21 protein-coding genes are annotated in these 22,120 nt (G+C 70.7%); 13 read left to right on the top strand and 8 right to left on the bottom strand.

Annotated elements, in window-relative coordinates:
* The first annotated feature begins 149 nt into the window (after positions 1-149).
* Entirely contained in the window at positions 150-389 is a 240-nt protein-coding gene (locus tag ACIBK5_RS32585) for a hypothetical protein (protein ID WP_399025206.1), read from the top strand.
* Positions 371-826, top strand: coding sequence for a CoA transferase (locus ACIBK5_RS32580; RefSeq protein WP_399025204.1), 456 nt, complete (start codon positions 371-373; stop codon positions 824-826). The genes ACIBK5_RS32585 and ACIBK5_RS32580 overlap by 19 nt, the downstream gene beginning before the upstream one ends.
* A gap of 20 nt (positions 827-846) precedes the next feature.
* Here the strand turns inward: ACIBK5_RS32580 and ACIBK5_RS32575 are convergent, their stop codons facing one another.
* The 5 genes from ACIBK5_RS32575 to ACIBK5_RS32555 are packed head-to-tail and all read right to left on the bottom strand — an operon-like array spanning position 847 to position 5,943.
* Positions 847-1,671 (bottom strand): sugar phosphate isomerase/epimerase family protein, encoded by an 825-nt coding sequence (locus ACIBK5_RS32575; protein WP_399025202.1) that lies wholly within the window; start codon positions 1,669-1,671, stop codon positions 847-849.
* Positions 1,668-2,837: a dihydrodipicolinate synthase family protein gene (locus ACIBK5_RS32570; protein ID WP_399025200.1), complete on the bottom strand. Its 1,170-nt coding sequence runs from the start codon at positions 2,835-2,837 to the stop codon at positions 1,668-1,670. The genes ACIBK5_RS32575 and ACIBK5_RS32570 overlap by 4 nt, the downstream gene beginning before the upstream one ends.
* Positions 2,837-3,628, bottom strand: coding sequence for an enoyl-CoA hydratase/isomerase family protein (locus tag ACIBK5_RS32565; protein ID WP_399025198.1), 792 nt, complete (start codon positions 3,626-3,628; stop codon positions 2,837-2,839). Before ACIBK5_RS32565 ends, ACIBK5_RS32570 begins: the two co-directional genes overlap by 1 nt.
* Positions 3,629-3,646: 18 nt before the next feature.
* Positions 3,647-5,215, bottom strand: a complete 1,569-nt coding sequence (locus ACIBK5_RS32560; RefSeq protein WP_399025196.1) for a CoA-transferase — start codon at positions 5,213-5,215, stop codon at positions 3,647-3,649.
* Positions 5,212-5,943 carry an SDR family NAD(P)-dependent oxidoreductase gene (locus ACIBK5_RS32555; protein WP_399025194.1) on the bottom strand — a complete coding sequence of 244 codons (732 nt, stop codon included), beginning with the start codon at positions 5,941-5,943 and terminating at the stop codon, positions 5,212-5,214. Before ACIBK5_RS32555 ends, ACIBK5_RS32560 begins: the two co-directional genes overlap by 4 nt.
* A 335-nt stretch (positions 5,944-6,278) precedes the next feature.
* Between ACIBK5_RS32555 and ACIBK5_RS32550 the strand changes: the two genes are divergently transcribed.
* From ACIBK5_RS32550 to ACIBK5_RS32530, 5 genes are all read left to right on the top strand, one after another.
* Positions 6,279-7,583 (top strand): MFS transporter, encoded by a 1,305-nt coding sequence (locus tag ACIBK5_RS32550; RefSeq protein ID WP_399025192.1) that lies wholly within the window; start codon positions 6,279-6,281, stop codon positions 7,581-7,583.
* Positions 7,584-7,728: 145 nt separating this feature from the next.
* On the top strand, positions 7,729-8,709 hold the full coding sequence (locus tag ACIBK5_RS32545) for a LacI family DNA-binding transcriptional regulator (RefSeq protein WP_399025190.1): 981 nt from the start codon (positions 7,729-7,731) through the stop codon (positions 8,707-8,709).
* Positions 8,710-8,843: 134 nt separating this feature from the next.
* Positions 8,844-11,036, top strand: coding sequence for an MMPL family transporter (locus tag ACIBK5_RS32540; protein WP_399025188.1), 2,193 nt, complete (start codon positions 8,844-8,846; stop codon positions 11,034-11,036).
* Between the two features lie 92 nt (positions 11,037-11,128).
* Positions 11,129-12,310, top strand: coding sequence for a sensor histidine kinase (locus tag ACIBK5_RS32535; RefSeq protein ID WP_399025185.1), 1,182 nt, complete (start codon positions 11,129-11,131; stop codon positions 12,308-12,310).
* 23 nt (positions 12,311-12,333) lie between these two features.
* On the top strand, positions 12,334-13,011 hold the full coding sequence (locus tag ACIBK5_RS32530; RefSeq protein WP_399025184.1) for a response regulator: 678 nt from the start codon (positions 12,334-12,336) through the stop codon (positions 13,009-13,011).
* Between the two features lie 93 nt (positions 13,012-13,104).
* Here ACIBK5_RS32530 and ACIBK5_RS32525 read toward each other — a convergent pair whose 3' ends face one another.
* Positions 13,105-14,082, bottom strand: a complete 978-nt coding sequence (locus ACIBK5_RS32525; protein ID WP_399025182.1) for an AsnC family transcriptional regulator — start codon at positions 14,080-14,082, stop codon at positions 13,105-13,107.
* 117 nt (positions 14,083-14,199) lie between these two features.
* Here ACIBK5_RS32525 and ACIBK5_RS32520 point away from each other — a divergent pair, with 117 nt between their 5' ends.
* The 4 genes from ACIBK5_RS32520 to ACIBK5_RS32505 all read left to right on the top strand — a co-directional run bounded on the left by ACIBK5_RS32520 (position 14,200) and on the right by ACIBK5_RS32505 (position 19,086).
* Positions 14,200-15,657 (top strand): carboxylesterase/lipase family protein, encoded by a 1,458-nt coding sequence (locus ACIBK5_RS32520; protein WP_399025180.1) that lies wholly within the window; start codon positions 14,200-14,202, stop codon positions 15,655-15,657.
* 164 nt (positions 15,658-15,821) lie between these two features.
* Complete coding sequence (locus ACIBK5_RS32515) at positions 15,822-16,406, top strand: hypothetical protein (protein WP_399025178.1); 585 nt, start codon at positions 15,822-15,824, stop codon at positions 16,404-16,406.
* 202 nt (positions 16,407-16,608) lie between these two features.
* A complete protein-coding gene (locus ACIBK5_RS32510) occupies positions 16,609-17,979 on the top strand; it encodes a carotenoid oxygenase family protein (protein ID WP_399025176.1) in 1,371 nt (456 codons plus the stop codon).
* A gap of 126 nt (positions 17,980-18,105) precedes the next feature.
* Positions 18,106-19,086 (top strand): RNA polymerase sigma factor, encoded by a 981-nt coding sequence (locus tag ACIBK5_RS32505; RefSeq protein WP_399025174.1) that lies wholly within the window; start codon positions 18,106-18,108, stop codon positions 19,084-19,086.
* Between the two features lie 25 nt (positions 19,087-19,111).
* Here the strand turns inward: ACIBK5_RS32505 and ACIBK5_RS32500 are convergent, their stop codons facing one another.
* Positions 19,112-19,798: a FadR/GntR family transcriptional regulator gene (locus tag ACIBK5_RS32500; RefSeq protein WP_399025172.1), complete on the bottom strand. Its 687-nt coding sequence runs from the start codon at positions 19,796-19,798 to the stop codon at positions 19,112-19,114.
* Between the two features lie 359 nt (positions 19,799-20,157).
* On the opposite strand from ACIBK5_RS32500, the gene ACIBK5_RS32495 reads away from it, so the two are divergent.
* A complete protein-coding gene (locus ACIBK5_RS32495) occupies positions 20,158-20,538 on the top strand; it encodes an MBL fold metallo-hydrolase (RefSeq protein ID WP_399025170.1) in 381 nt (126 codons plus the stop codon).
* Between the two features lie 190 nt (positions 20,539-20,728).
* Positions 20,729-21,577: a PhzF family phenazine biosynthesis protein gene (locus tag ACIBK5_RS32490; RefSeq protein ID WP_399025168.1), complete on the top strand. Its 849-nt coding sequence runs from the start codon at positions 20,729-20,731 to the stop codon at positions 21,575-21,577.
* Positions 21,578-21,597: 20 nt separating this feature from the next.
* Here ACIBK5_RS32490 and ACIBK5_RS32485 read toward each other — a convergent pair whose 3' ends face one another.
* Positions 21,598-22,041 (bottom strand): Lrp/AsnC family transcriptional regulator, encoded by a 444-nt coding sequence (locus ACIBK5_RS32485; RefSeq protein ID WP_399025166.1) that lies wholly within the window; start codon positions 22,039-22,041, stop codon positions 21,598-21,600.
* Positions 22,042-22,120 lie beyond the last annotated feature (79 nt).

Raw genomic sequence — 22,120 nt, 5'->3', positions numbered from 1 at the left:
GGACTACACGACTCCCTCAGTATGTGCACGCCCCAGCGCCACCGTCCTGCGCAGCGGCTCTGCCTGCACCCGTGCCACCGGATCTCGCCCTCGTGCCACGCGTCGGTGGGTGTGAGCCCGGTGGCAGTGGCGACGGCCATGGATGCCCGATGTGGTTCAGGGTCGTCCAGGACTTCCCGGGCACCTTTCCGAAGCACGAGTTCGCCGTGCGTGCCCAGGCCAGGGCGCTGCCCCTGGGCACCGGGTCACCTCCAGAGAGAGGCTCCCTCACCGTGCCCGGCCCCGGCGCCGACCGGGCCCTGCTCGCCGAGCACCGCACGATGGCCCCCGTGGGCCGCGTGGACGCCGTGGCCTGCCCGCCCTGGACGGTGTGCGTGTCCTGGACCTGACGTGCGTGCTCGCGGGCCCGTGCGCCACGAAGGTCCTGGCCGACCACGGCGCGGACGTCATCAAGGTCGAGTCGGTCCGCCGCTCGGACCCGACCCGGTTTCGCGCCCGTTCGTGCACCCGGGACGTGCAAGGTACGCAAGGCGGTACTGCGCGAGTGGGGCGTGGGACCAGGCACTTGGGACCGTTGCGCCGAGCGACTGTGACGATCCGCCCGGCTGCTGCGCCGTGCTGCCGCGGTCGGCGTGCTGCCGCGGTCGGCGTGTTCCGTGGGCAGGCGGGCGGCGTGGCAAGGCCGGGGCCCGCCGCTTGCGGCCGCGGCGATGCCCGCCTCCCGCGTGGCTGCGGTGGGGCACCGGCCCCGTCACATCCTTCGGGGAGGACAGGGCCGGTGCGTACCTGGGCCGGGGCGCGACGTTGCAGGCCCAGGTGGTCCTGAGAAATCAGGCAGGGCGGTCCCTAGGCGACATGGGCGAGGTATCGCTCGCAGGCGAGGTCGAACACCTCCGCACCGGGCCGCTGCCAGAGGTCGGAGCTGAAGATCTCCACTTCGGTGAGGCCCCGGTATCCGCTGTCCTCGACCGCTCTGCTCAGCCCGCGCAGGTCGATGCAGCCGTCGCCCGTCATGCCGCGCCCGGTGAGCACTCCTGCGGGCAGCGGGACGGTCCAGTCGCAGACCTGGAACCCGGCGATTCGCTCCCCCAGCAGGGCGAGTTCGTCGTAGAGGTCGGGGTCCCACCAGACGTGGTAGGCGTCGACGAGGACGCCCACCTGCTCGGCCGGGAACCGCTCCGCGAGAAGCCGGGCCTGGCGCAGGGAGGAGATGACGCTGCGGTCGGAGCAGTACATGGGGTGCATCGGCTCGATGGCCAGGACGACACCCAGCTCTCCGGCGAGCGGGGCCAGTTCGGCGATCGCGTCGGCGACCATCTGCCGTGCTCCGGGCAGGTCGCGGCTGCCGGGTGGCAGGCCTCCGCAGACCAGGCAGAGGGTCTGGGCGCCGAGACGTGCGGCCTCGTCGAGTGCCCGGCGGTTGTCTTCGATGCGCTGCCTGCGGGTGGCGGCGTCGGCGGCGGGGAAGAAGCCGCCCCGGCACAGGCTGGTCACCTCCAGGCCGGCGTCCCGCACCTGCTGGGCGACCCGGTCGACGCCGGCTTCCTGGACCGGTTCCCGCCACAGACCCACCCCGCCCAGACCGCGACGTGCCGCCGTGGCGATGAGGTCGGGCAGAGGCCAGTGCTTGGCGGTCTCGGAGTTGAAGGAGAAGCGGCTCAGGTCGCTCATCGGGTGGCTCCGTGCAGATGGAGGAAGGAGTGCATGCGGTCCGCGGCGACTTCGGAGTCCCGCAGCAGTCCGGTTCCGTCGGCCAGCCGGAAGAGCTGCGCGAGGTGGAGGGCCGAACGGCTGGTCCGGGACTGGTTGATCATGGTGAAGTGGTCCTGGTGGCCGTTGAGCCAGGCCAGGAAGACGACGCCGGTCTTGTAGTGGAAGGTGGGCGTCTCGAAGAGGTGGCGGCCGAGGGGGACGGTCGGGTCCATCAAGGCCCGATAGGCGTCCACATCGCCCTTGTCGAGTGCCTGGAGAGCCTGTGACGCCGCGGGCGCGATCGCCGCGAAGACGCCGAGCAGGGCGTCGCTGTGGCCGCTGTCCGCGTCGCCGAGGATGAGCTCGCTGTAGTTGAAGTCGTCGCCGGTGTAGAGCCGTACGCCCGCCGGGAGACGGCGGCGCAGCGCGCGTTCGCGGTCGGCGTCCAGCAGTGACAGCTTGATGCCGTCGATCCGGGGCGCGTGGGCGTTGATGATTGCCAGGACGGTGTCCGTGGCGGCGTCGAGATCCACCGAGCCCCAGTAGCCGCGCAGTTGGGGGTCGAACATGTCGCCGAGCCAGTGGAGTACCACGGGCTGCGAGACCTGGCCGAGGATACGGTCGTAGACGGTGACGTAGTCCTCGGGGGTGCGCGGCGCGGCGGCCAGGGCGCGGCTGGCCATCACCACCGCTGTGGCGCCGGCCTCCTCGGTCACGGCGAGCTGTTCCAGGTAGGCCTCGGTGATGGCGGCGAGGGACGGTTCGGGCGCGGTGAGCTGGTCGGTGCTCACCCCGGCGACGATCCGGCCGCCGACCGAGCGGGCCTCGGCGGCCGAGCGGCGGATGAGTTCGGCGGCGGTGGGCCAGTCGAGGCCCATGCCGCGCTGGGCGGTGTCCATCGCTTCAGCGACGCCGAAGCCCCACCGCCACAGTTCGTGCCGGAAGGCCAGGGTGCGGTCCCAGTCCAGCCCCGTGGTCTCGGCGGGAGAACTGTCCGTGTGCGCCTCGGCGACCACGTGGGCGGCGGCGTAGGCGACGCGGCTGGTCAGGGGGGTGTGGGGCGGTGTGTAGGGGCGGGATGAGTCGCGGGGTGTGTAGGGCTCGAGTCCCCCGCCGGGAACGGGCAGGTAGAGGGTGCGGGTCATCACTGGTTCCTGACGCTGTGCGGGGCGACGGCGAACGACGGGGTGCGCCTCTCCCGGAAGGCCCGGGTTCCTTCGGCGGCGTCCGGGCCGGTGAGGGTGTCGTCGGCGAGAGCGGCGAGAGCGTCGTGGACGGCCGCCATGCCGTCGGTGCGCAGCCGTGCGGTGGTGAACCTCTTGGTGTGGCGGATGGCGTCGCGGCTGCCCTCTGCGATCGTCTCCGCCAGGTCCTGTGCCGCCTTGTCGACGTCCTCGTCGTCGACGACGTCGTGGACCAGGGCGCATCGCAGCGCCGCCGCGGCGTCGAGTTGCCGGGTGGTCAGGGTCAGCAGGCCGCCGTGTTTATGGGCGAGGGTGTACGGGGCGAGGGCGGCGAAGACCGTGGGCCAGACGCCGATCCGGGCCTCGGGCAGCCGGAAGGTCGCGTCGGTGCCGGCGACGGCGAGGTCGCTCACCTGGACGATCTCGGCGCCGCCGCCGATGGCACGGCCGCGCACGGCGGCGATGACCGGTACCTCGCACTCTACGACGGCTCGTATGGCCGGCAGCACCAGGCCGATGAAGTAGTCGCGGGCTTCCTGGGGCGTCGTGAGCCGGAAGAACTCGCCGATGTCGTTGCCCGCGCAGAAGGCGCGGGGTGAGCCATGCAGGACGACGGCGCGGACCTGCGGGTCGGCTCCGGCTTCCCCGAGCCGTGCGGCGAGGCCGGTCCAGCCCGCCGCGTCCATCGCGTGCAGTTTCTCTGGCCGGCCGAAGGTGATGTGGGCGACGGGTCCCTGCCTGCGCAGGTCCATGGCTGTCTCCTGTGGGGCTTATCGGGTACGGGTGGTGAACAGGGCCGGGTCCATGACCCGCGGTTGGCGGACGATGGGGGTGAAGCCCATGTGCGGCAGGACATCGCGGTCGACGGAGATGCCCGGCGCGACCTCGATCAGTTCGACACCTTCCGGTACGAGGCGGAAGACGGCGCGTTCCGTGACGTAGAGGACCTCCTGTCCGCGGGCCAGGGCCTGCGGGCCGGAGAAGGTCACCTCGTCCACAGCCCGGACGAACTTGCCGACCGTGCCTTCGCGTTCGATGTGCAGGGCACCGTCGCCCACCGTCAGGCGGGTGCCCTTGGCGGTGAACTGGCCGCAGAAGACCACGCGCCGGGCCGACTGCGAGATGTCTATGAAGCCGCCCGGGCCGATGATGCCGCCGCCGATGCGGCTGACGTTGACGGACCCGGTCGCGTCGACCTCGGCCATGCCGAGGTAGGTCGCGTCCAGCACGCCGCCGGTGAAGAAGTCGAACTGGGTGGTCGAGGGCACGGTGATCTCCGCGCCGCTGCACACGCCGAACATGTCGCCCGAGAGCGGAGTGCCTCCGGTGTGGCCCTGTTCGATGCAGGTGGTGACCTCGCCCAGCCTGTTCTGCTCCGCCAGGACGTCGACGACCTCGCTGGAGATGCCGAAGCCGAGGTTCATCACGTCTCCGGTGCGTACCTCCGCGGCGGCTCGGCGGGCGATCAGCCGGCGGATGGGAGAGGCCGTGGGAGCGGGCCGGAACGGAGGCGCGGGCGCGTCTCCGCACAGGGCGGGGTCGTGGCCCCCGAGGTACGTCTGTTTCTGCTCGGGCACGACGGCGACCGCGTCGAGGAGGAAGCGCGGCAGATGCACCTCCCGGGGGTTGAGTGCTGTGCCCAGCCGCTCCTTCACCTGGGCGAGCACGATGCCGCCGGACGCCTTTGCGGCTTGGGCGACCGCCAAGGCGTCGAGCTGAGCGGCTTCTCCGGCCAGGGTGATGTTGCCGTTCGGGTCGACCGCGGTGCCGCGGACGATGCCGACGTCCACGCGGAACGGGCGGTAGCGCAGGTACTCCTGGCCGTCGAACTCGACCAGTTCGACAAGGGCGTCCCCGGCGGCGGCGTTGGCTCGGCCGCCGGACTGACGGGGGTCGACGAAGGTGCCGAGGCCGGTCGTGGTGACCAGACCGGGGCGGCGGGCACCGATCTCGCGCAGCAGCAGACTGATCACACCGCCGGGCAGGACGTAGGCCTCGATCTCCTCCTCAGCGGCGAGCCGGGTCATCTCAGGGGACCAGGTCCAGTGACCGCCGATGACGCGGCGCACCATCTTGGGGTGGGCGAACGCGTTGGTGCCTCGCTCCTGGCGGTCGCCGACGCCGAGGGCGTGCACCAGCGTCAGATCGCGGGGGAAGGCCTCGGTCAGGAAGCGCCGCTCCAGCGCGGCGAAGATCGCGTCCGCCTCGATCACTCCGCCACCGGCGCCGGTGATGGCGACGGTTGCCCCGTCGGGCACCATCCCTGCCAGCTCGGCGGGCTCGCACAGGCGCGGGGACGCTGTCCTCGCGGGGTTCGGGGTCCTGGGTTCGGTGGTCACCAGATGCTCATTCCGCCGTCGACGGTCAGGACGGAGCCGGTCGCGAACGAGGACTCGTCGGAGGCCAGGAACAGCGTCGCCGCGGCTATCTCCTCGGGCCGGCCGAGACGCCCCAGCGGCTGCCGGGCGGCGAGATCCGCCCGGTAGGCGTCGGGATCGGCCAGGTGCGCGGAGATCTTCGAGAAGTACGGGGTGTCGGTCGTGCCGGGCGCGACGCAGTTGACCCGGATGCCCTCGCTGGCGTGGTCGACGGCCATGGCCTTGGACAGGCCCACGACCGCCGCCTTGGTGGCGCAGTACGCGGCCCGCTCGGACATGCCGATGTGCCCGGCTACGGAGGCCATGTTGACCACGCTGCCGCCGCCCGTCTTGCGCATGAGCGGGATCGCGGTGCGGCAGCCGAGGAAGACACTGCTGACGTTGGTCGTCACGATCGCCTGCCAGTCCTCCCACGAGGTGTCGGTCACCGAGGCGCGGATGCCGTAGCCGGCGTTGTTGACCAGGACGTCCAGTCCGCCCCAGTGCTCCGCGACCTGGTCGTGGACCTGCTGCCAGGTGTCCGGCGCCCCCGCGTCACCGACGACGGTGAAGTCCAGATCGCCGGGCCCGGCGGCCGGCGGGTCCCGGTCGACGACTCCGACCCGCGCGCCCTCCCTGAGGAACGCCTCGACCACGGCCCGTCCGATTCCCGAAGCGCCGCCGGTCACCACGGCGGTCTTCCCGGTCATTCTCATCTCAGCTCCAGATTGCTGAAAGCGGTTTCAGCTCTGGTTTCAGTTGAGCACGGACGGGTCGGACCTGACAAGAGGGCAACTACGGAACGAGTCAATGCGCCTCTGAGCTGCCCTTATGGCGCCCTATCCGCGAAATGGCCACACAGCCCCTTCAGCACACCGGCGAGAGATCTCGCGTCTTGGGATACCGGTTTCAGTCAGAGAGGCGTACCGTCCCCCAGAACGCCGAGTGACCGGCCCCACCAGTCGTGGTGGCAGACAGATCGGACTTCGGGCGTTTCCATGGACAAATCCGACCTGGAGGCATCATGCCGACAACGACGCCAGGCATGTCCACGCAGCAATCCACACGCGAGGTGCCCCCGAAGGAACTGCGCCGTGTGGTCACGGCGAGCGCCGCCGGCAGCGCCCTGGAGTGGTACGACTTCTCCATCTACGGCACCGCGTCAGCGCTGGTGTTCAGTCAGCTCTTCTTCCCCGGCCTGGACAGCAAGACCGGCCTGCTCGCCACCCTCGGCACCTACGCCGTCGGATTCTGCGCCCGCCCCATCGGCGGCCTCTTCTTCGGCTACATCGGCGACCGCTACGGCCGGAAGCTGGTGCTCCTGTCCACCGTGATGCTGATGGGCGCCGCGACGCTGCTGATCGGCCTGCTGCCCACCTACAGCCAGATCGGGATCTGGGCGCCCATCCTGCTGCTCCTGCTCCGGGTGCTCCAGGGCTTCGGCAGCGGCGCCGAGCAGGCGGGAGCCTCCCTGATCTGTACCGAGTTCGCCCCACGGCACCGACGCGGCCTCATCGGTTCCCTCGCCTTCGCCGGCATCATCCTCGGCACCCTGTTCGCCGCGGGAGTCTTCGCGCTGATCACGCGTCTTCCCGAGGAGGCACTGCTGTCCTGGGGCTGGCGGGTCCCGTTCCTGCTGAGCATCGTCGTCGTCGCCGCGGGCGTCTACATCCGCTTCGGCATCGGCGAGAGCCCGGTCTTCGAAGAGGTCAAGAAGTCCGGCGAGGTCGCCCGCAACCCCCTCAAGGAGGCGGTGCGCGGCGAGGGCGGCCGGATCCTGGCCGTGCTCGGTCTGCGGGTCGGCGAGAACGGCACCTCCTACCTGGTCAGCGTGCTGGCGCTGAGCTATGTCGCCACGGACCTCGACCTCGGCAAGTCGGTCAGCACCCAGGCCCTGGTCGTCGCCTCTCTGGTGGGGCTGGCGGCGGTTCCGTTCTGGGGCTGGCTGTCCGACCGCGTCGGACGGCGCGTCGTCTACCGCGGGTGTGCCCTGTTCCTCACTCTGTTCGCCTTCCCGTTCTTCTGGCTCCTGGACACCCGCGTCCCGGCGTTGGTGTACCTGGCCTTCACCCTGGCCATGTCGATCGGGGTGTGGGGCATGTACAGCGTGCAGGCGGCGTACTTCCCCGAACTGTTCCGCGCCCGGCACCGCTACTCGGCGCTGACCATCTCCAAGGAGATCGGTGCGGTCCTCGGCGGCGGTCTCGCCCCCATCCTCGGCGCGTCCCTGCTGCTGTGGGCCGGCGGCGGTTGGGCCCTGGCCGCCTACATCGCCGTCCTGGGGGCGATCTCCTTCGCGTCGACGTTCATCGTCCCCGAGACCAAGGGCTGTGACATCACGGTCGGTTAGGGTGATCTCGTCCGCGTGGCCATCTGCCGGACGGCGGACGGCCACGCGACGGCGTTCGCAGCGGGCGGCACGCGGTACGGGGAAAGGAACCTGACAGGTGGCGAGGCCCAGGGGACCTGAGAACGGGACGGTGACGATCCGCGCCGTGGCCACCGCCGCCGGCGTGTCACCCGCGACCGTCTCCCGCGTGCTGGCGGGCAAGACAGTGCGCCCCGAGTCCGCGGCGCGTGTCCGGGCCGTGGTCGAGGAGATGGGCTACCAGCCCAACGCCAGCGCCCAGGACCTCGCCCAGGGGCGGACCCGCACGATCGGGGTCAGCGTCCCTGATCTGGACAATCCCTACTTCACCAGCATCCTCAAGGGCATCGGACGCGAGGCGCAGGCCGCCGGGTACCAGCTGCTCGTCGGCGACAGCGGCATCTCCTCCGAACGCGAGGTGTGGCGCGCCGTCCGCCAGCGCTGCGACGGCATCATCCTGTGCGCGCCCTACTCCTCACCGGATGTCCTGATGCAGGTAGTCGCCCAGCTCAGCCCCGTGGTGATCGTGAACCGCTGCGCGCCCTCGGTGCCCGCTCCGCAACTCGCGGTCGACTCGCACAGCGCGACCCTGGAGCTCACCGGCCATCTGATGCGGCTGGGGCATCGCCGGCTCGCCTATCTGGCAGGCCCCGAGAGTTCGTGGTCGAACCAGGAACGCAGGCGCGCCGTCGAGTCGACCCGTCACTTCGGCGCCGAGGTGACCGTGGTGCCGGTCGGGACCACAGCCGAAGAGGTGGGGCAGGCCGTGGACCAGGCGCTTGCGGCCGGTGCCACGGCCCTGATCGCGTTCAACGACCTGGTCGCCTTCACCGCACTGTCCCAGCTGCGGGAGCGCGGTGTGCGAGTGCCCGACGACGTCTCGGTCACCGGCTTCGACGACATCCCCTACGCACGACTCGCCGCGCCCCCGCTGACCTCTGTGTACAGCCCGCAGGGCGCACTCGGCGCCCAGGCCTGGAAGATCCTCCAAGCCCTGCTCGCCGGGGAACGGACCGAGGGATTCCAGACGATCAGCGCCGAGGTCCGGATCCGCGACTCCGTCGCCCCGCCTCAGCCGCGACAGCGCGACCAGGCCACCCCTCGGTGACCCGTCTGCTGCGATCGCAGTAGACGAAAGTGTCTGCGGACGGCCAACGACGAGAGGCCGGAGAACTGCGAGCGTTCGGGTGGGCCGTGATCGTCGGCCCACCCGCACATGGCAGTCCCTCGAAAGGCTCGTCGATGTCCCCTCTCGCCCGGTGGTGCCACAGGCACCGGCTCGCCGTCGTTCTCGTCTGGGTGGGCTTGCTGCTCGCTCTCGGTGCCGGAGTCGGTGCGGCCGGCAACGCCTTCGGCAACAGCCCGACCTCGCAGGACACCGACTCGGCCAAGGCGACGGCCCTGCTCCAGCAGGCTTCCAACAGCGCGGCGGGCAAGAGCGGCCGGGTCGTCTGGCAGCTGAAGGGCGGCACGGTCACCGAGCCCGCCGCCCAGCAGAAGATGACGGGCACGCTGAAGGACATCGCGGACGCCCCCGGCGTCGCCTCCGTGAGCAGCCCCTACACCCCCGTCGGCAAGAGCCAGATCAGCAAGGACGGCAGGACGGCCTACGCCACGGTCGCCTTCGACCGGGACGTCTCGGACGCCCAGATCGATCACGTGACGGAACTCGCCACCGCACCGGAGTCGGGGAGCCTGCACATCGCCCTCAACGGGCAGGCCTTCACCATCAACCCGGAGCCGAACGCGGTCGCGGACGCCATGGGCATCGTGCTCGCCTTCATCGTGCTGCTGTTCGTCTTCCGGGCGGTCTGGGTGGCGGCGCTGCCCATCATCACGGCCATCGTCGGCGTCGGGACCTCCGCGGTGACGGTGATCCTGCTCAGCCACGTCATCACGCTCTCCGACACCACACTCACCCTCGGCTCGCTGATCGGGCTGGGTGTGGGCATCGACTACGCCCTGTTCATCGTCAACCGGCACCGCGGCAACCTGATGTCCGGCATGAGCGTGGCCGAGTCGGTAGCCAAGTCCCTCAACACCTCCGGCCGGGCCGTGGTCTTCGCCGGGCTCACCGTCGTCGTCGCGCTGCTCGGCATGCTCACCCTGAACGTCGGCATCATCAACGGCATGGCGATCGGCGCCGCCGTCACCGTGGTGCTGACCGTCCTGGCCGCCATCACACTGCTGCCGGCGATGCTCGCGATGATCGGCCCGCGCGTCCTCAGCAAGAAGGAACGCCGGGAAGTGGCCGGTCAGGCGTGGCCGTCCGCGGACCGGACCGGGCTGTGGGGCCGGTGGGCCGAACGTGTCCAGGCCCGGCCCAAGACCCTGGGTCTGGTCGCCCTGGCCGTGCTGACGGCGCTGGCGTTCCCGACGCTCTCCCTGCGCCTGGGCGCGTCCGACGACGGCAACCTGCCCACCACCTCGACGAACCGCCAGGCCTACGACATGATCGCGGACGGCTTCGGCCCGGGCTTCAACGGCCCGCTCGTCCTCGCGGTCCAGGCACCCACCGCCGCCGACAAGGCCGCTGAGACGAAGCTGGTCAGCGCCCTCGAGAAGGTCGACGGTGTCGCCAGTGCCGGCGCCGCGCCCATGAAGGACGGCCAGACCGTCGGTGTGATCCAGGTCGTGCCGACGACCTCCCCGCAGTCGGCGGCCACCTCCGACCTCATCCACCACCTGCGCGACGACGTGATCCCCGAGGCGGAGCAGGGGACGTCGATGAGGGTCTACGTGGGTGGCGTCACCGCGAGCAACGACGACTTCGCGTCCGTCCTGATGGGCAAGCTCCCGGTCTTCGTGCTGGTGATCGCCGCACTGGGCTTCCTGCTGCTGACCATCGCCTTCCGCAGCCTGCTCATCCCGGCGGTCGGCGCGCTGCTGAACATCCTCAGCATCGGCGTGGCCTTCGGCGCCATCGTGGTGGTCTTCCAGTACGGCTTCGGCGCCGGACTCCTCGGTCTCGGGGCCGCCGGACCGATCGAGTCGTTCGTGCCGATCCTGGTCGTCGGCATCATGTTCGGGCTGTCCATGGACTACCAGGTCTTCCTGGTCAGCCGGATGCGTGAGGAGTGGACCCACACCGGGGACAACCAGCGCGCGATCCGGGTCGGGCAGGCCGAGACGGGCAAGGTGATCGCCGTCGCCGCCACCATCATGGTCTGTGTCTTCGGCTCCTTCGTCTTCGGCGGCATGCGGGTCATCTCGGAGTTCGGGGTGAGCCTCGCGGTGGCCGTCGCCGTGGACGCCCTGCTGATCCGCATGGTCGTCGTCCCCGCGCTGATGCACCTGTGCGGCCGGGGCAACTGGTGGCTGCCCCGCCGGCTGGACAAGGCCCTGCCCAACGTGTCCGTGGAAGGCCCCGCCGACGAGCCCGCGCACCCGCGGCACGACGTGCGGGAGCCGGAGACCGCCGGCCTGGCCAACTGACCGTCAGCAATCGACGGACCGACACCGCACGCGGGCCGGTGGAAGGCGGTGACCTCGCTTTCCACCGGCTCGAGGCTGCTTAGAGTGAGGGAATGGAACTGCCCATGGTGTGGCGACAGTGGCTGGCCCGTCATGACCGGATCAGCGACGCCCTGCCCGCGGTGCCGCTGCTCGTGATCGCCGCTGCGGCGACCGCCGTCGGCAAGTCCAACTGGCACGAGCCCCGGTGGGGCGAGGTCGTGTGGACGGCGCTGTCGTGCGTGCCGCTGGCCTTCCGCAGCCGCTGGCCGCTGGGGATCGCCCTGTTCACCCTGGCGGGCGACCTCACACTGATGGCCGTCGCCTCGCACATCGCGCCGACCCCGGCGGCGAGCCTGATCGCCCTGTACACACTCGCCCTCCTCGGCAGCCGACGCACCGCGTGGACCGTGGGCGTGGCCGCCGCCGTGGCGATCACGGGGGTCTACGCCGCCACCCACACGGAGTCCCTGGTGGGAGGGGCCAGTCTGCTGCGGCTGGACTTCGCGATCGCGGCCACCGCGCTGGGCCGTGCCGTGCGCAGTCGCCGTGAGAATCTCGCGGAGGCCAGGGCCCGCGTGGAGCGTGCCGAGCGCATGCAGGAAGTGGAGGCCCGGCGCCGGGTCACCGAGGAACGCGTGCGTATCGCGCGCGATCTGCACGATGTCGTCGCCCACCACATCACGCTCGTCAACGCCCAGGCGGGGGTGGCGCACCACCTCATGCGCGCCAACCCCGAGCAGGCGTACGAGGCGCTGGCCCACATCAAGGACAACAGCCGCGCCGCACTCGATGAACTACGCGCCACCGTCGGCCTGTTGCGCCAGCCCGACGACGCGCCCGGCTCCCGGGCCCCCATTCCGCGCCTGGTCGATCTCGACAACCTCGTGGGCGGGTTCGAGGCGAGCGGGCTCTCTGTATGCGTGACCCGGACCGGAGATCCCGCTGCGCTGGCGCCGGCCACCGAACTGACCGCCTACCGCATCATCCAGGAAGCCCTCACCAACACCCACAAGCACGCCTCCGCGACCCGGACCGAAGTCGTCCTCGAGTACGGCGCCCACGCGCTCCGGGTCACCGTGACCGACGACGGACGCCCCGGCACACCCAAGGGCGCAGGCACCGGCCACGGACTGATCGGTATGCGCGAGCGGGCCATCGCCATCGGCGGTACCGTCACCGCCGGGCCACGCCCCGAGGGCGGCTTCCAGGTCATCGCCGAACTGCCGCTCTCGCTCACCCCCACCATCGTCTGACACCCCGTGAGGACAGACCGCCCATGACCATCCGCGTCCTGCTCGCCGACGACCAGGCCCTGCTCCGGGGCACCTTCCGGCTGCTCATCAACGCCCAGCCGGACCTGGAGGTCGTCGCGGAGGCGTCCAACGGACGGGAAGCGGCGCACCTCGCCCGGACCGAGCGCGCCGATGTGGTGATCATGGACATCCGGATGCCCGAAGTCGACGGCATCGAAGCCACCCGGCTGATCGCCCAGGACGAGGACATGGCCGGCGTCAAGGTCCTCGTCCTGACCACCTTCGAGGAGGACGACCTGGTCGTGGAGGCCCTCCGGGCCGGGGCGAGCGGCTTCCTGGGCAAGGGGGTGGAACCGGAGCAGTTGCTCGACGCCCTACGTCTGGTGGCCTCCGGCGAAGCGCTGCTCTCCCCGGCAGCGACCAAGGGCCTCATCGCCCGCGTCCTCACCCACCCCTCCCCCGGCGACCTCGTCGACCCCGCGCGGCTGGCCACGCTCACCCCACGGGAACGAGAAGTACTGACCCTGGTGGGCACCGGTCTGGCCAACGACGAGATCGCCGAGCGGCTCTTCGTCACACCGGTCACCGTCAAGACCCACGCCAACCGGGCCATGGCCAAACTCGGCGCCCGCGACCGCGCCCAACTCGTCGTCATCGCCTACGAGACCGGCCTCGTTCGCCCGGGAGAACGACAAGCTTGAGGGCCCGCCCGGCCGTCGCCGCGGTCTTGGCTCTCCGGGGCACGCCCGACGGCCCGGGACCGTGAGGGTCTGACGGCCCTTCTCTGCGACAGCTCAGAGGCTGCCCGGGCGTACCAGGCCGGTCCTCTTGACGCCGGTCAGGATGGGGGCGACCTCGACGGTGGAGATGTGTGCGAGGGCGCCGACGGTGTCGCTCATGAAGTGGTAGAGCGCGTCGAGGTCTGCTGCCGCGACAGCCACGAGCAGGTTGGCGCGGCCGGTGGTGGCGGAGGCGAAGCGGACCTGGGGGTGGCGGCTGAGCTGCCGGCCCGTTTCCTCCAACCCGCCGGGGGTTGTGGCGATCCACAGGAGCGCCTCGGCGCGGATGCCCAGCCGGGCGAGATCGACCTCGGTCGCGAGCCGGAGGACCTGACCCCCGACGAGTGCCTCCACCCGTCGGCGGGCGGTGAGGGCCGTGGTGCCGGCACGGTGGGCGAGGTCGGTGTAGGAGGTCCGGCCGTCCTCGATCAGCGCGCTGATCAGCTGGTGGTCCAAGGGCTGGAGGGCGGGGCGCGCGGGTGCCGCGGGCAGGTCCGGGCGCAGGCCGTCCAGTTCGGTGTCCGTCAGCAGGCCGCCGCTCCAGTCGAAGGCGGCTGGGAAGACCCGCAGCAGGACGTGCGAGGTCCACGACAGGACCGCGGGGGTGGCGGGGAGATCACGCAGCAGCAGATCGTTGCGGGCGTCCGGCCCGTCCAGGAACAGGATGGCGCAGATCTCGTCTCCGCCGCCGAGGACGTCCACCCAGACGGTGTCGGGCCGGCGGGCCAGGGTGGCGGCGATGGTGCTGATCCGGTTGGGCTTGCAGCGGATGCGCAGGGCCAGCGGGATCAACTCGGGGAAGTGCACGGGGTTGCGTACGGCCGTCGCGCGCAGGGTCCCGTCACCGAACAGCGGCGCGGCTCGGCGTACGACGGTGCGTTCCGAGATGCCGAGAACACGGCCGACCGTGCGCCACGAGGCGCGTGGGGCGGCCAGCATCGCGGCGGCGATCCGACTGTCCGTGTCGTTTAAGCGATGACGCACTTCCTCCATGATTCAAGATCCTATGTCCTTTTTCCTTGATTCATATGGTCGTTTCTGGCTCAACGTTTTCACCCTGGCTTAGAAAGGTCTCAGAGCAACCGAGACGAGAGAAAGCAGGTGAGCACGATGACCACCGGTATCGAGCACGCGATCGTGGACACCGACCGGGGCAAGGTCAGGGGAATGGTGGAGGGCGAGGCGGTCTCCTTCCGGGGCATCCCGTACGCCGCGTCGCCGGTGGGCGAGCTGCGGTTCGCGCCGCCGCAGCCCCACCCGGGCTGGACGGACGTGCGGGAGGCGGCGACGGCCGGGCCTTCCGTGCCGCAGGCGGCCTCCCGGCTGGAGAAGGTGCAGGGACAGCGCGTTCCGGACTGGAACGAGGACGGCAGCCTGACCGTCAACGTCTTCACCCCGCGCCGGGCACTGGGGGACGGAGTGGCCCGGCCGGTCCTGGTCTGGTGGCACGGGGGCGGCTTCACCAGCGGCTCCGGCGGCTGGGACTGGTACGACGGCGCCCGCCTGGCCGCTCTGGGCGACATCGTGGTCGTCACGGCCAACTACCGTGTGGGGCCGCTGGGTTACCTCTATCTGCCGGAGATCGGCGCCGCCAACCTCGGCCCCCAGGACCAGGCAGCCGTACTGCGCTGGGTCCAGGACAACATCGCCTCCTTCGGCGGGGATCCGCGGACCGTGACCGTCGGCGGTCAGTCCGCCGGGGCCTACTCCTCGCTGATGCTCGCCCTCGACCCCGCGACGAACGGATCCATCACCCGGGTGCTGCTGCAGAGCGGCCCCTTCGGCCTGGATCCGCAGGACGCGCACCGGGCCGCCGAGAACGCCGGTGCGTATCTGCGCCTGCTGGGCATCCCGGAGGGCACGGACACCGCGAAGGCCCTGCGCGCCCTGCCGGTCGAGCAACTGCTGGACGCCTACGGCAGCCTCTCCGTACAGCTCGCGACTCCGGGCAGCGCGGCCCCGCCGATGTACCCGGTCCTCGGCGCCCCCGGCATGCCCCGCACCTGGCCACAGGCGCTCGCGGACGGCGCGCTGGAGGGCAGGCCGCTGCTGATCGGCACCACCCGCGACGAGGCGACGGCCTTCTTCGCCTTCGACCCCCGCATCCAGGACCTCACCACCTCAGGCGCCTTGGACGTACTCACCGCACAGGTGGGCCGGCAGGCCGCCCAGGATGTCTACCGGCAGCACGCCGCCCGCCTCCCGCAGGCGACGCCCGCGCAGATCTTCACCGCGGTGCAGACCGACGGGCTCTTCCGCGACGGCTCGCTTCAGATCGCCGACCATCACGCGGCGGGCGGCACCACCACCTACGTCTACGAGTTCGACTACGCCCCCACCGAGGACCCGGACGCCCTGGGCGCCACCCACTGCGCCGAACTGCCCTTCCTCTTCAACACCTTCGACGCTTACCCCGACAGCCCCGTCCTCGCCGGGGACGGTGCCGCGCAGCGGGCCCTGGGCCGCGAGTTCGCGACCGCTGTCGCCGAGTTCGTCACCGCCGGTACGGCCCGTGACTGGCTGCCCTACGCCCCGGCGACCGCCACCCGCATCCGACACTTCGGCTGAGATCTGACCGACCGACCCACACTCCTGTGACGGGCATCACAGGCCAGGCTTCGAACTTCGACATCCCCCGCGCATCTAGTCGGCGTCGGTTCCCGAGCGGCTGCGGAGCCCCCTCCTTCCGCAGCCGTCCATTTCGTGCCATCTAGGAATACTCAATGGGTTACATGCGCGGATTCATCCCCTGGATCATCGCGGGCGTCGTCTCCTCCTTCGACTGGCGCTGGGGCGCCATCAGCGGTCTCGTCTCGGGGCTGCTGCTCCTGTGGCAGGACCAGCGCCGCGGCGTCGGCCTGGACGCCCTGATCCTGGAGATCAGCACCATCGTCTACTTCGCGGTGGTCGGCTCCGTGGCCGTCGCCAGTCCGGACTCGGCCCTCGCGGACCACACCGACGTCGTCTCCTTCGCGTGGCTCGCCGCCACCGCCTGGGGAACCCTGGCGATCCGGCGCCCCTTCACCCTGGGCATCGCCAAGCGCCAGACTCCGCGCGAGTACTGGGACATGCCGGAGTTCATCCGGGTCAACAACAACATCACCATCGCCTGGGGCTCCGGGTTCACCTTCATCGGCGTCAGCCTGGCGATCTGCAACGCGGTGGACGCCCCGGCCTGGATGGGCATCACCGCCCATGTCGTCGGCCTCGCGGGCCCCGCCCTCTTCACGAAGGTCCACCCCGCCCGGGCCCAGGCGCGCCTGGAGGCGGCCCAGGGGGCCGTGATGCCGCCTCACCAAGGGGCTGACGCCTCGTGAACAACATCCATCGCTGACCGAGCGGGCAGGCGCGACGGTGACCGAGACCGGCGGCAGCCACGCCCTCCACGTCTCCAAGCCCGGCGAGGTCGCCGAGCTCGTCAAGCAGGCCGCCGCGGGAATCACCGCGTAGGCCCCCGTCTCCCTGCGGATCCCGTGCCTCCCCCGCACGGGATCCGCAGGGCCCGGCAAGGAAAGCGACATGACCGACGTAACCCACGAGGGACCCCTCCCCCTGTATCTCCGCGACCGCTTCGCCCCGGTCCCCGACGAGCACTCGGCCGCCGATCTCACCGTGCGCGGTTCCCTGCCGCCCGAGCTGGACGGCCGCTATCTGCGCAACGGCCCCAACCCGCTGCCCGGCGAGGACAAGGGGCACTGGTTCACCGGGCCCGGCATGCTCCACGGCATCCGGCTGCGCGACGGCCGCGCCGAGTGGTACCGCAACCGTTGGGTCCGCACACGGGAGTTGGAGGGACATCCGTTCATCCGCGAGGATCTCAACGTCGACCTGACGGCGAACCCCGCCAACACCCACGTGATCCGGCACGCCGGCACCGTCCTGGCCCTGTGTGAGGTGGGACTTCCCTACTGGGTCACCCCGTCGCTGGAGACCGTCGGGCCGTACGACTTCGGCGGTCGGCTGACCACCGCGATGACCGCACACCCCAAGGAGGACCCGGTCACCGGCGAACTGCACCTGTTCGGAACCGGGTTCGCCCCGCCGTACCTCACGTATCACCGGGTCACCGCGGAGGGAGTGCTCCTCGACAGCCGGCCGGTCGCCGTGCCGGGCCCGACGATGATGCACGACTTCGCCATCACCGAGCACCACATCGTCTGGATGGACCTCCCCGTCGTCTTCGACCCCACGCTCGCAGGACGCGGCGGCCTGCCCTACAGGTGGGACGACGGGTACGGCGCACGGCTCGGGGTCATGCCCCGGACACCGGGCAGCACGGACGTGCGGTGGTACGACGTCGATCCCTGCTACGTCTTCCACGTCGGCAACGCCCATGAGGACGGACAGGGTCGGATCGTGCTGGACGCGGTGCGCTACGACCGCGACGGCTTCCGGCACAGCTGGTCGGACATCGGTGGGTACACGTCACCGAGCGGCCCGGGCGGCGGGCCGAAGCCAGGCCTCCGGCGACCCCCTTCCGTCCTGCACCGCTGGACGCTGGACCCGGTCGCGGGCCGCATCACCGAGTCCCCGCTGGACGACCGCGCGGCCGAGTTCCCGACCCACAACGAGAGCCTCACCGGCCGCCCCCACCGCTACCTGTACACCGTCTCCGACGACGGCATCACCAAGCACGACCTCGCGCGGCACACCACGCACACTCACAAGACGCCCGGCACCCGCTACGCCGGCGAGGCGGTCTTCGTACCGGCCGCGGACGGCACCGGCGAGGACGAGGGCTGGCTCCTCTCGCTCGTCTCGGACGACGACGGTGCGGCCGGGGAACTGCTCGTCCTGGACGCCGCGGAGCTCTCCGTCCAGGCCGTGGTGGAACTGCCTCACGCTGTTCCGGCGGGCTTCCACGGAAGCTGGCTGCCGGACCAGCGATGACCGCGGCATGATGCGGTATCGGCGCGTCTGAAGGCTTCGGCCGACCAAGGGTCTTCCGGCCTGACCAGGGGCGGAAGACCCTCTCAGCCCACGGATCGTGACACGTCGCCACGGAGGCGTACAGACATGGCACCCCTCAGCCCGACCACGGACGAGGAACTCACCCGCAGGGCCCAGGCCGGCGAGATCGAAGCCCTGGGGCTGCTGCTGGCCCGCCACCAGGCGCCGATGCGCGCGGTGGCGCTGAGCCTGCTCGGCAACGGCCCCGACGCGGAGGACGCCGTGCAGGACGCCGCCCTGACCGCCTTGCGGCGCATCGGCGACGTACGGGATCCCGCGGCCGTGGGAGCGTGGCTGCGGGCGATCGTGCGCAACGCCTCCCGCATGCGGCTGCGCGCCACCCGGGAGACACCCGGCCTCGACTGCCTCGACCACCTGCGCCTTCCCGACCACGGGTCCTCGCACCCGGAGCGGATCGTCGAGCAGCACGCGATGCGCGACTGGATCTGGGACGCGATGGAGGAGCTGCCGAAGCAGCTCCGACTGGCCCTGATGCTCCGGCACTTCAGCCCCGTCACCGCCTACCAGGAGATCGCCGACGTCTGTGAGGTACCGGTCGGCACGGTGCGCAGCCGACTCAGTCAGGCCAGGGCGAAGCTGGCCGAGGTGCTGCTGGCGACCTCCACACAGGCGCACGACGACGCCTTCACCGTCACCGAGGACAGCAGGCAGGAGGCCCTGACGACACTGGAGGGCGCCGCGCGCGGCAACCTGCCCGGCGACATAGCCGAGTTGTGGCCCGCGGAGGCCGAACTCCTCGGCACGCTCAGCACACCGGGAGAACGCACCCACCCCTTCCGGGCCATGCGCAAGAGCCTGGACGACGGCGTGCGCCAGCAGCTGCGTCACGTGGTGGCCAGCCGTGACATCACCATCTGGGAGATGGACGTCACCATCGGAGGCAGAGTAGCTCCGACTTGGCCGACCCTCACCTGGCTCATGGTCCGCCAGAACCGGAAGGTCCAGACGCTCCGGGTGATCTTCCCCCGGCCACAGCGAGGATCAGTGGGTGCTGTCACAGCGGCCAACGACCAGGCGACGACGTAGGCGTCGGCCGCCACGGACCCATCCGTCAGGACGGCCCGAGGAGGTTGGTGCGGACGTCGACCAGATGAGCGCGCATGTGCCGGCGGGCGGCGTCGGGGTCGCGGTCGTTGAGTGCCGCCACGATCTGTTCGTGACCGCGCTCATAGCGGGCACGCCGTTCGGGGCTGGCCGAGCGGCGCTTGATGTTGCCCCATACCGGCAGGTCGCGGGCGGCGTTCATCGTGTCGAACATCTCCAACAGCAGGCCGTTGTGAGCGGCTTGCGCGATCGCGCGGTGCAGCACGGAGTCCCAGGACTCGAACTCCTCACGCGTGCCGGCCGCGCAGCCGCGACTCAGCCCCCGCTGAATCCGGGTGAGATCCGCCGGTGTCGCGTGATGCGCGGCGAGGAAGGCGATCTCCGGCTCGATCAGAAGCCGGGCGGCCATGATCTCGGCCGGGCTGGTCTGGAGAGTGCCCGCCTCCTCGCGGCTCGCCGGCCCGGCGACGAAGGTTCCGCGTCCGACATGACGCGTGATGACCCCATCCCTCTCCAGGACGCCGAGGGCCTGCCGGACGGCCGCGCGGGATGTGTCGAGGTCGGCGGCGAGGGCCCGCTCGGTGGGCAGCCTGCTGCCGGGCACGAACTCTCCGCTGCGCAGCCCGTCCTCGATCAGGGCACGTACTTGCCCGCTCGTGTCCGCGGGGCGTCTGCCGCCTGTCCGCTCTGTCATGCCTGCCTTCTCCCGTATACGCAACCAATCTGAACCAATCGTAGCCCATCACGCCCAGATGGACGCAGGCAAGCCAGCGGACCTAACATGCCAATCGAAGCCAAACGGAACCAGATACAACCAATATAGGCATTGGTTGCACCAGGTCAAGATCCCCATCCCAAGACTTCCCCAGGGAGAAGAGCCATGCGGATCGGCGACATCACCATCCACCCCCTCACCGACGGAACGTTCCGAGCCTCGCCCGCATACTTCGGCGACCACGCCCGACCCGAGGGCCACGAGCACCTGTTCATCGGGCCACCATCTGGTTCGGCTCCGGCGACTGGGACCACTTCGTCGGCAAGGGACAGGGAGGCATGGCCGACCACATCCGCCAGGGGCTCCAGGACACCGCCGAACGCGATGACCGCCTGCGACTCGTCGACCAGGACACCACCGTCGCGCCCGGTGTCAGCCTGACACCCACCCCCGGGCACACCCCCGGGCACCTGTGCGTCATCGTCGCCTCCCAGGGCCGGCGCGCCATCCTGCTCGGCGACTCGATGGTCTGCCCGGTCCAGCTGGACGAGCCCACCTGGCGCTCGAGGGGTGACGTCGATCCCGACCTCGCACAGACCGTGCGCGAACGGCTCTTCCGCGAGCTGGAGGACGACGCGACCATCGGCGTCGGCACACACTTCCCCGAACTGGAATTCGGCCGCGTCCTCACCGGACAGGGCAGGCGCTGGTTCACCTGACCACGCACTCCTGGAACGGCGGGCGTCCTTCACCCGTGCCCACGCGCAGATCTGGCCGAGCTCCCGCCAAATCAATCCACTGGGTGAGGAGTGGCCCTGTCCTGGCCCCGCGGGCGCCGGTTGGGATGGACCGGCCGCCCCGATGAACGGGGGCGCCGCATCCGCTGCCGTCGCTGTCGAAAGGCCCTCGATGACCATGCCGCGTACCCGCTCGTTCGTGCAGGTCGACGTCTTCTCCACACTCCCCTATCGCGGCAACCCGGTCGCGGTGGTCCTGGACGGGACGGACCTGGCAGACGAGGAGATGCAGCGCCTGGCGCGCTGGACGAACCTGTCCGAGACCACGTTCGTCCTGCCCCCGACGACGCCGGAGGCGGACTACCGGCTGCGGATCTTCACGCCGGACAGTGAGCTGCCGTTCGCCGGGCACCCCACCCTCGGCTCCGCGCGCGCCTGGCTGGACGGCGGCGGAGCGCCCCAGCACGCCGATCGCGTCGTACAGGAGTGCGCCGCCGGACTAGTCACCGTGCGCCGCGGCGAGGACACCCTGTCCTTCGCCGCCCCGCCACGGGTCCGCGACGGTTCACTCGACGACGCCTACCTGACCCGGATCGTCGCCGCGTTCGGAATCACGCGTGAGCAGGTCCTGGCCCACCAGTGGGTGGACAACGGACCCGGCTGGGCCGTGGTCCAGCTGGCCACCGCCGAGGAGGTCCTGGCCCTCGAACCCGACCTGTCCCTCATCCCGGCCGCGATGGTCGGTGCGATCGGCGCCCACCCCGAGGGATCCGAGCACCACTTCGAGATGCGTACTTTCGCCCCCGGCGCCGGTGTGCCCGAGGACCCAGCGTGCGGCAGCATGAACGCCGGCGTCGGGCAGTGGCTCACCGCCACCGGCGCCGCGCCCCGCACCTACCGTGTCTCCCAGGGCGCGAGGCTCGGACGGGCCGCCACCATCGAGATCACCGCCGACACGGACGGCACCGTCTGGGTCAGCGGCGCCGCCACCGTCTGCGTCCGCGGCACCATCACCCTCTGAGCGTCGTCGGGGCGGTTCCGTCAGGCGGAGTCGGCGGAGAGCGTCTTCATGGCGACGTAGCTGGTCACCGTGGCCACGCCGGGCAGGGTGGCCAGCTGGTTGGCGTGGAAGTCCTCGTAGGCAGGCAGGTCGGCCACCTCGACCTGGAGCAGGTAGTCGAAGTTGCCGGTGATGTGATGGCAGGCGACCACCTCGGTGAGCCTGGTGACCTCGCGTTCGAACGCGACGACGTCCGCGCGGACGTGCCGCACCAGTCGCACCCCCGCGAAGACCCGTAGACCGCGGCCGACAGCGGCGGGGTCGATCAGCGCCCGGTAGCCGCGGATGACTCCGGCTTCCTCCAGCTGGCGCACGCGCCGCAGGCAGGGCGACGGCGACAGCCCGACCCGGGCGGCGAGCTCCGCGTTGCTGATGCGCCCGTCCTGTTCGAGCACGGCCAGAATCGACCGGTCCACGTCATCCATGGCAGCAGATTATTGCTCTCAGAGCTTGTCTACCACAATCACAAGCCCACTCAGAGCGCAATTTGCTGCCAAGATTGCC

It is taken from the genome of Streptomyces sp. NPDC050546, from assembly GCF_044457425.1.
Classification (GTDB): domain Bacteria; phylum Actinomycetota; class Actinomycetes; order Streptomycetales; family Streptomycetaceae; genus Streptomyces.
This window is presented reverse-complemented; position numbering and strand designations above follow the sequence as displayed.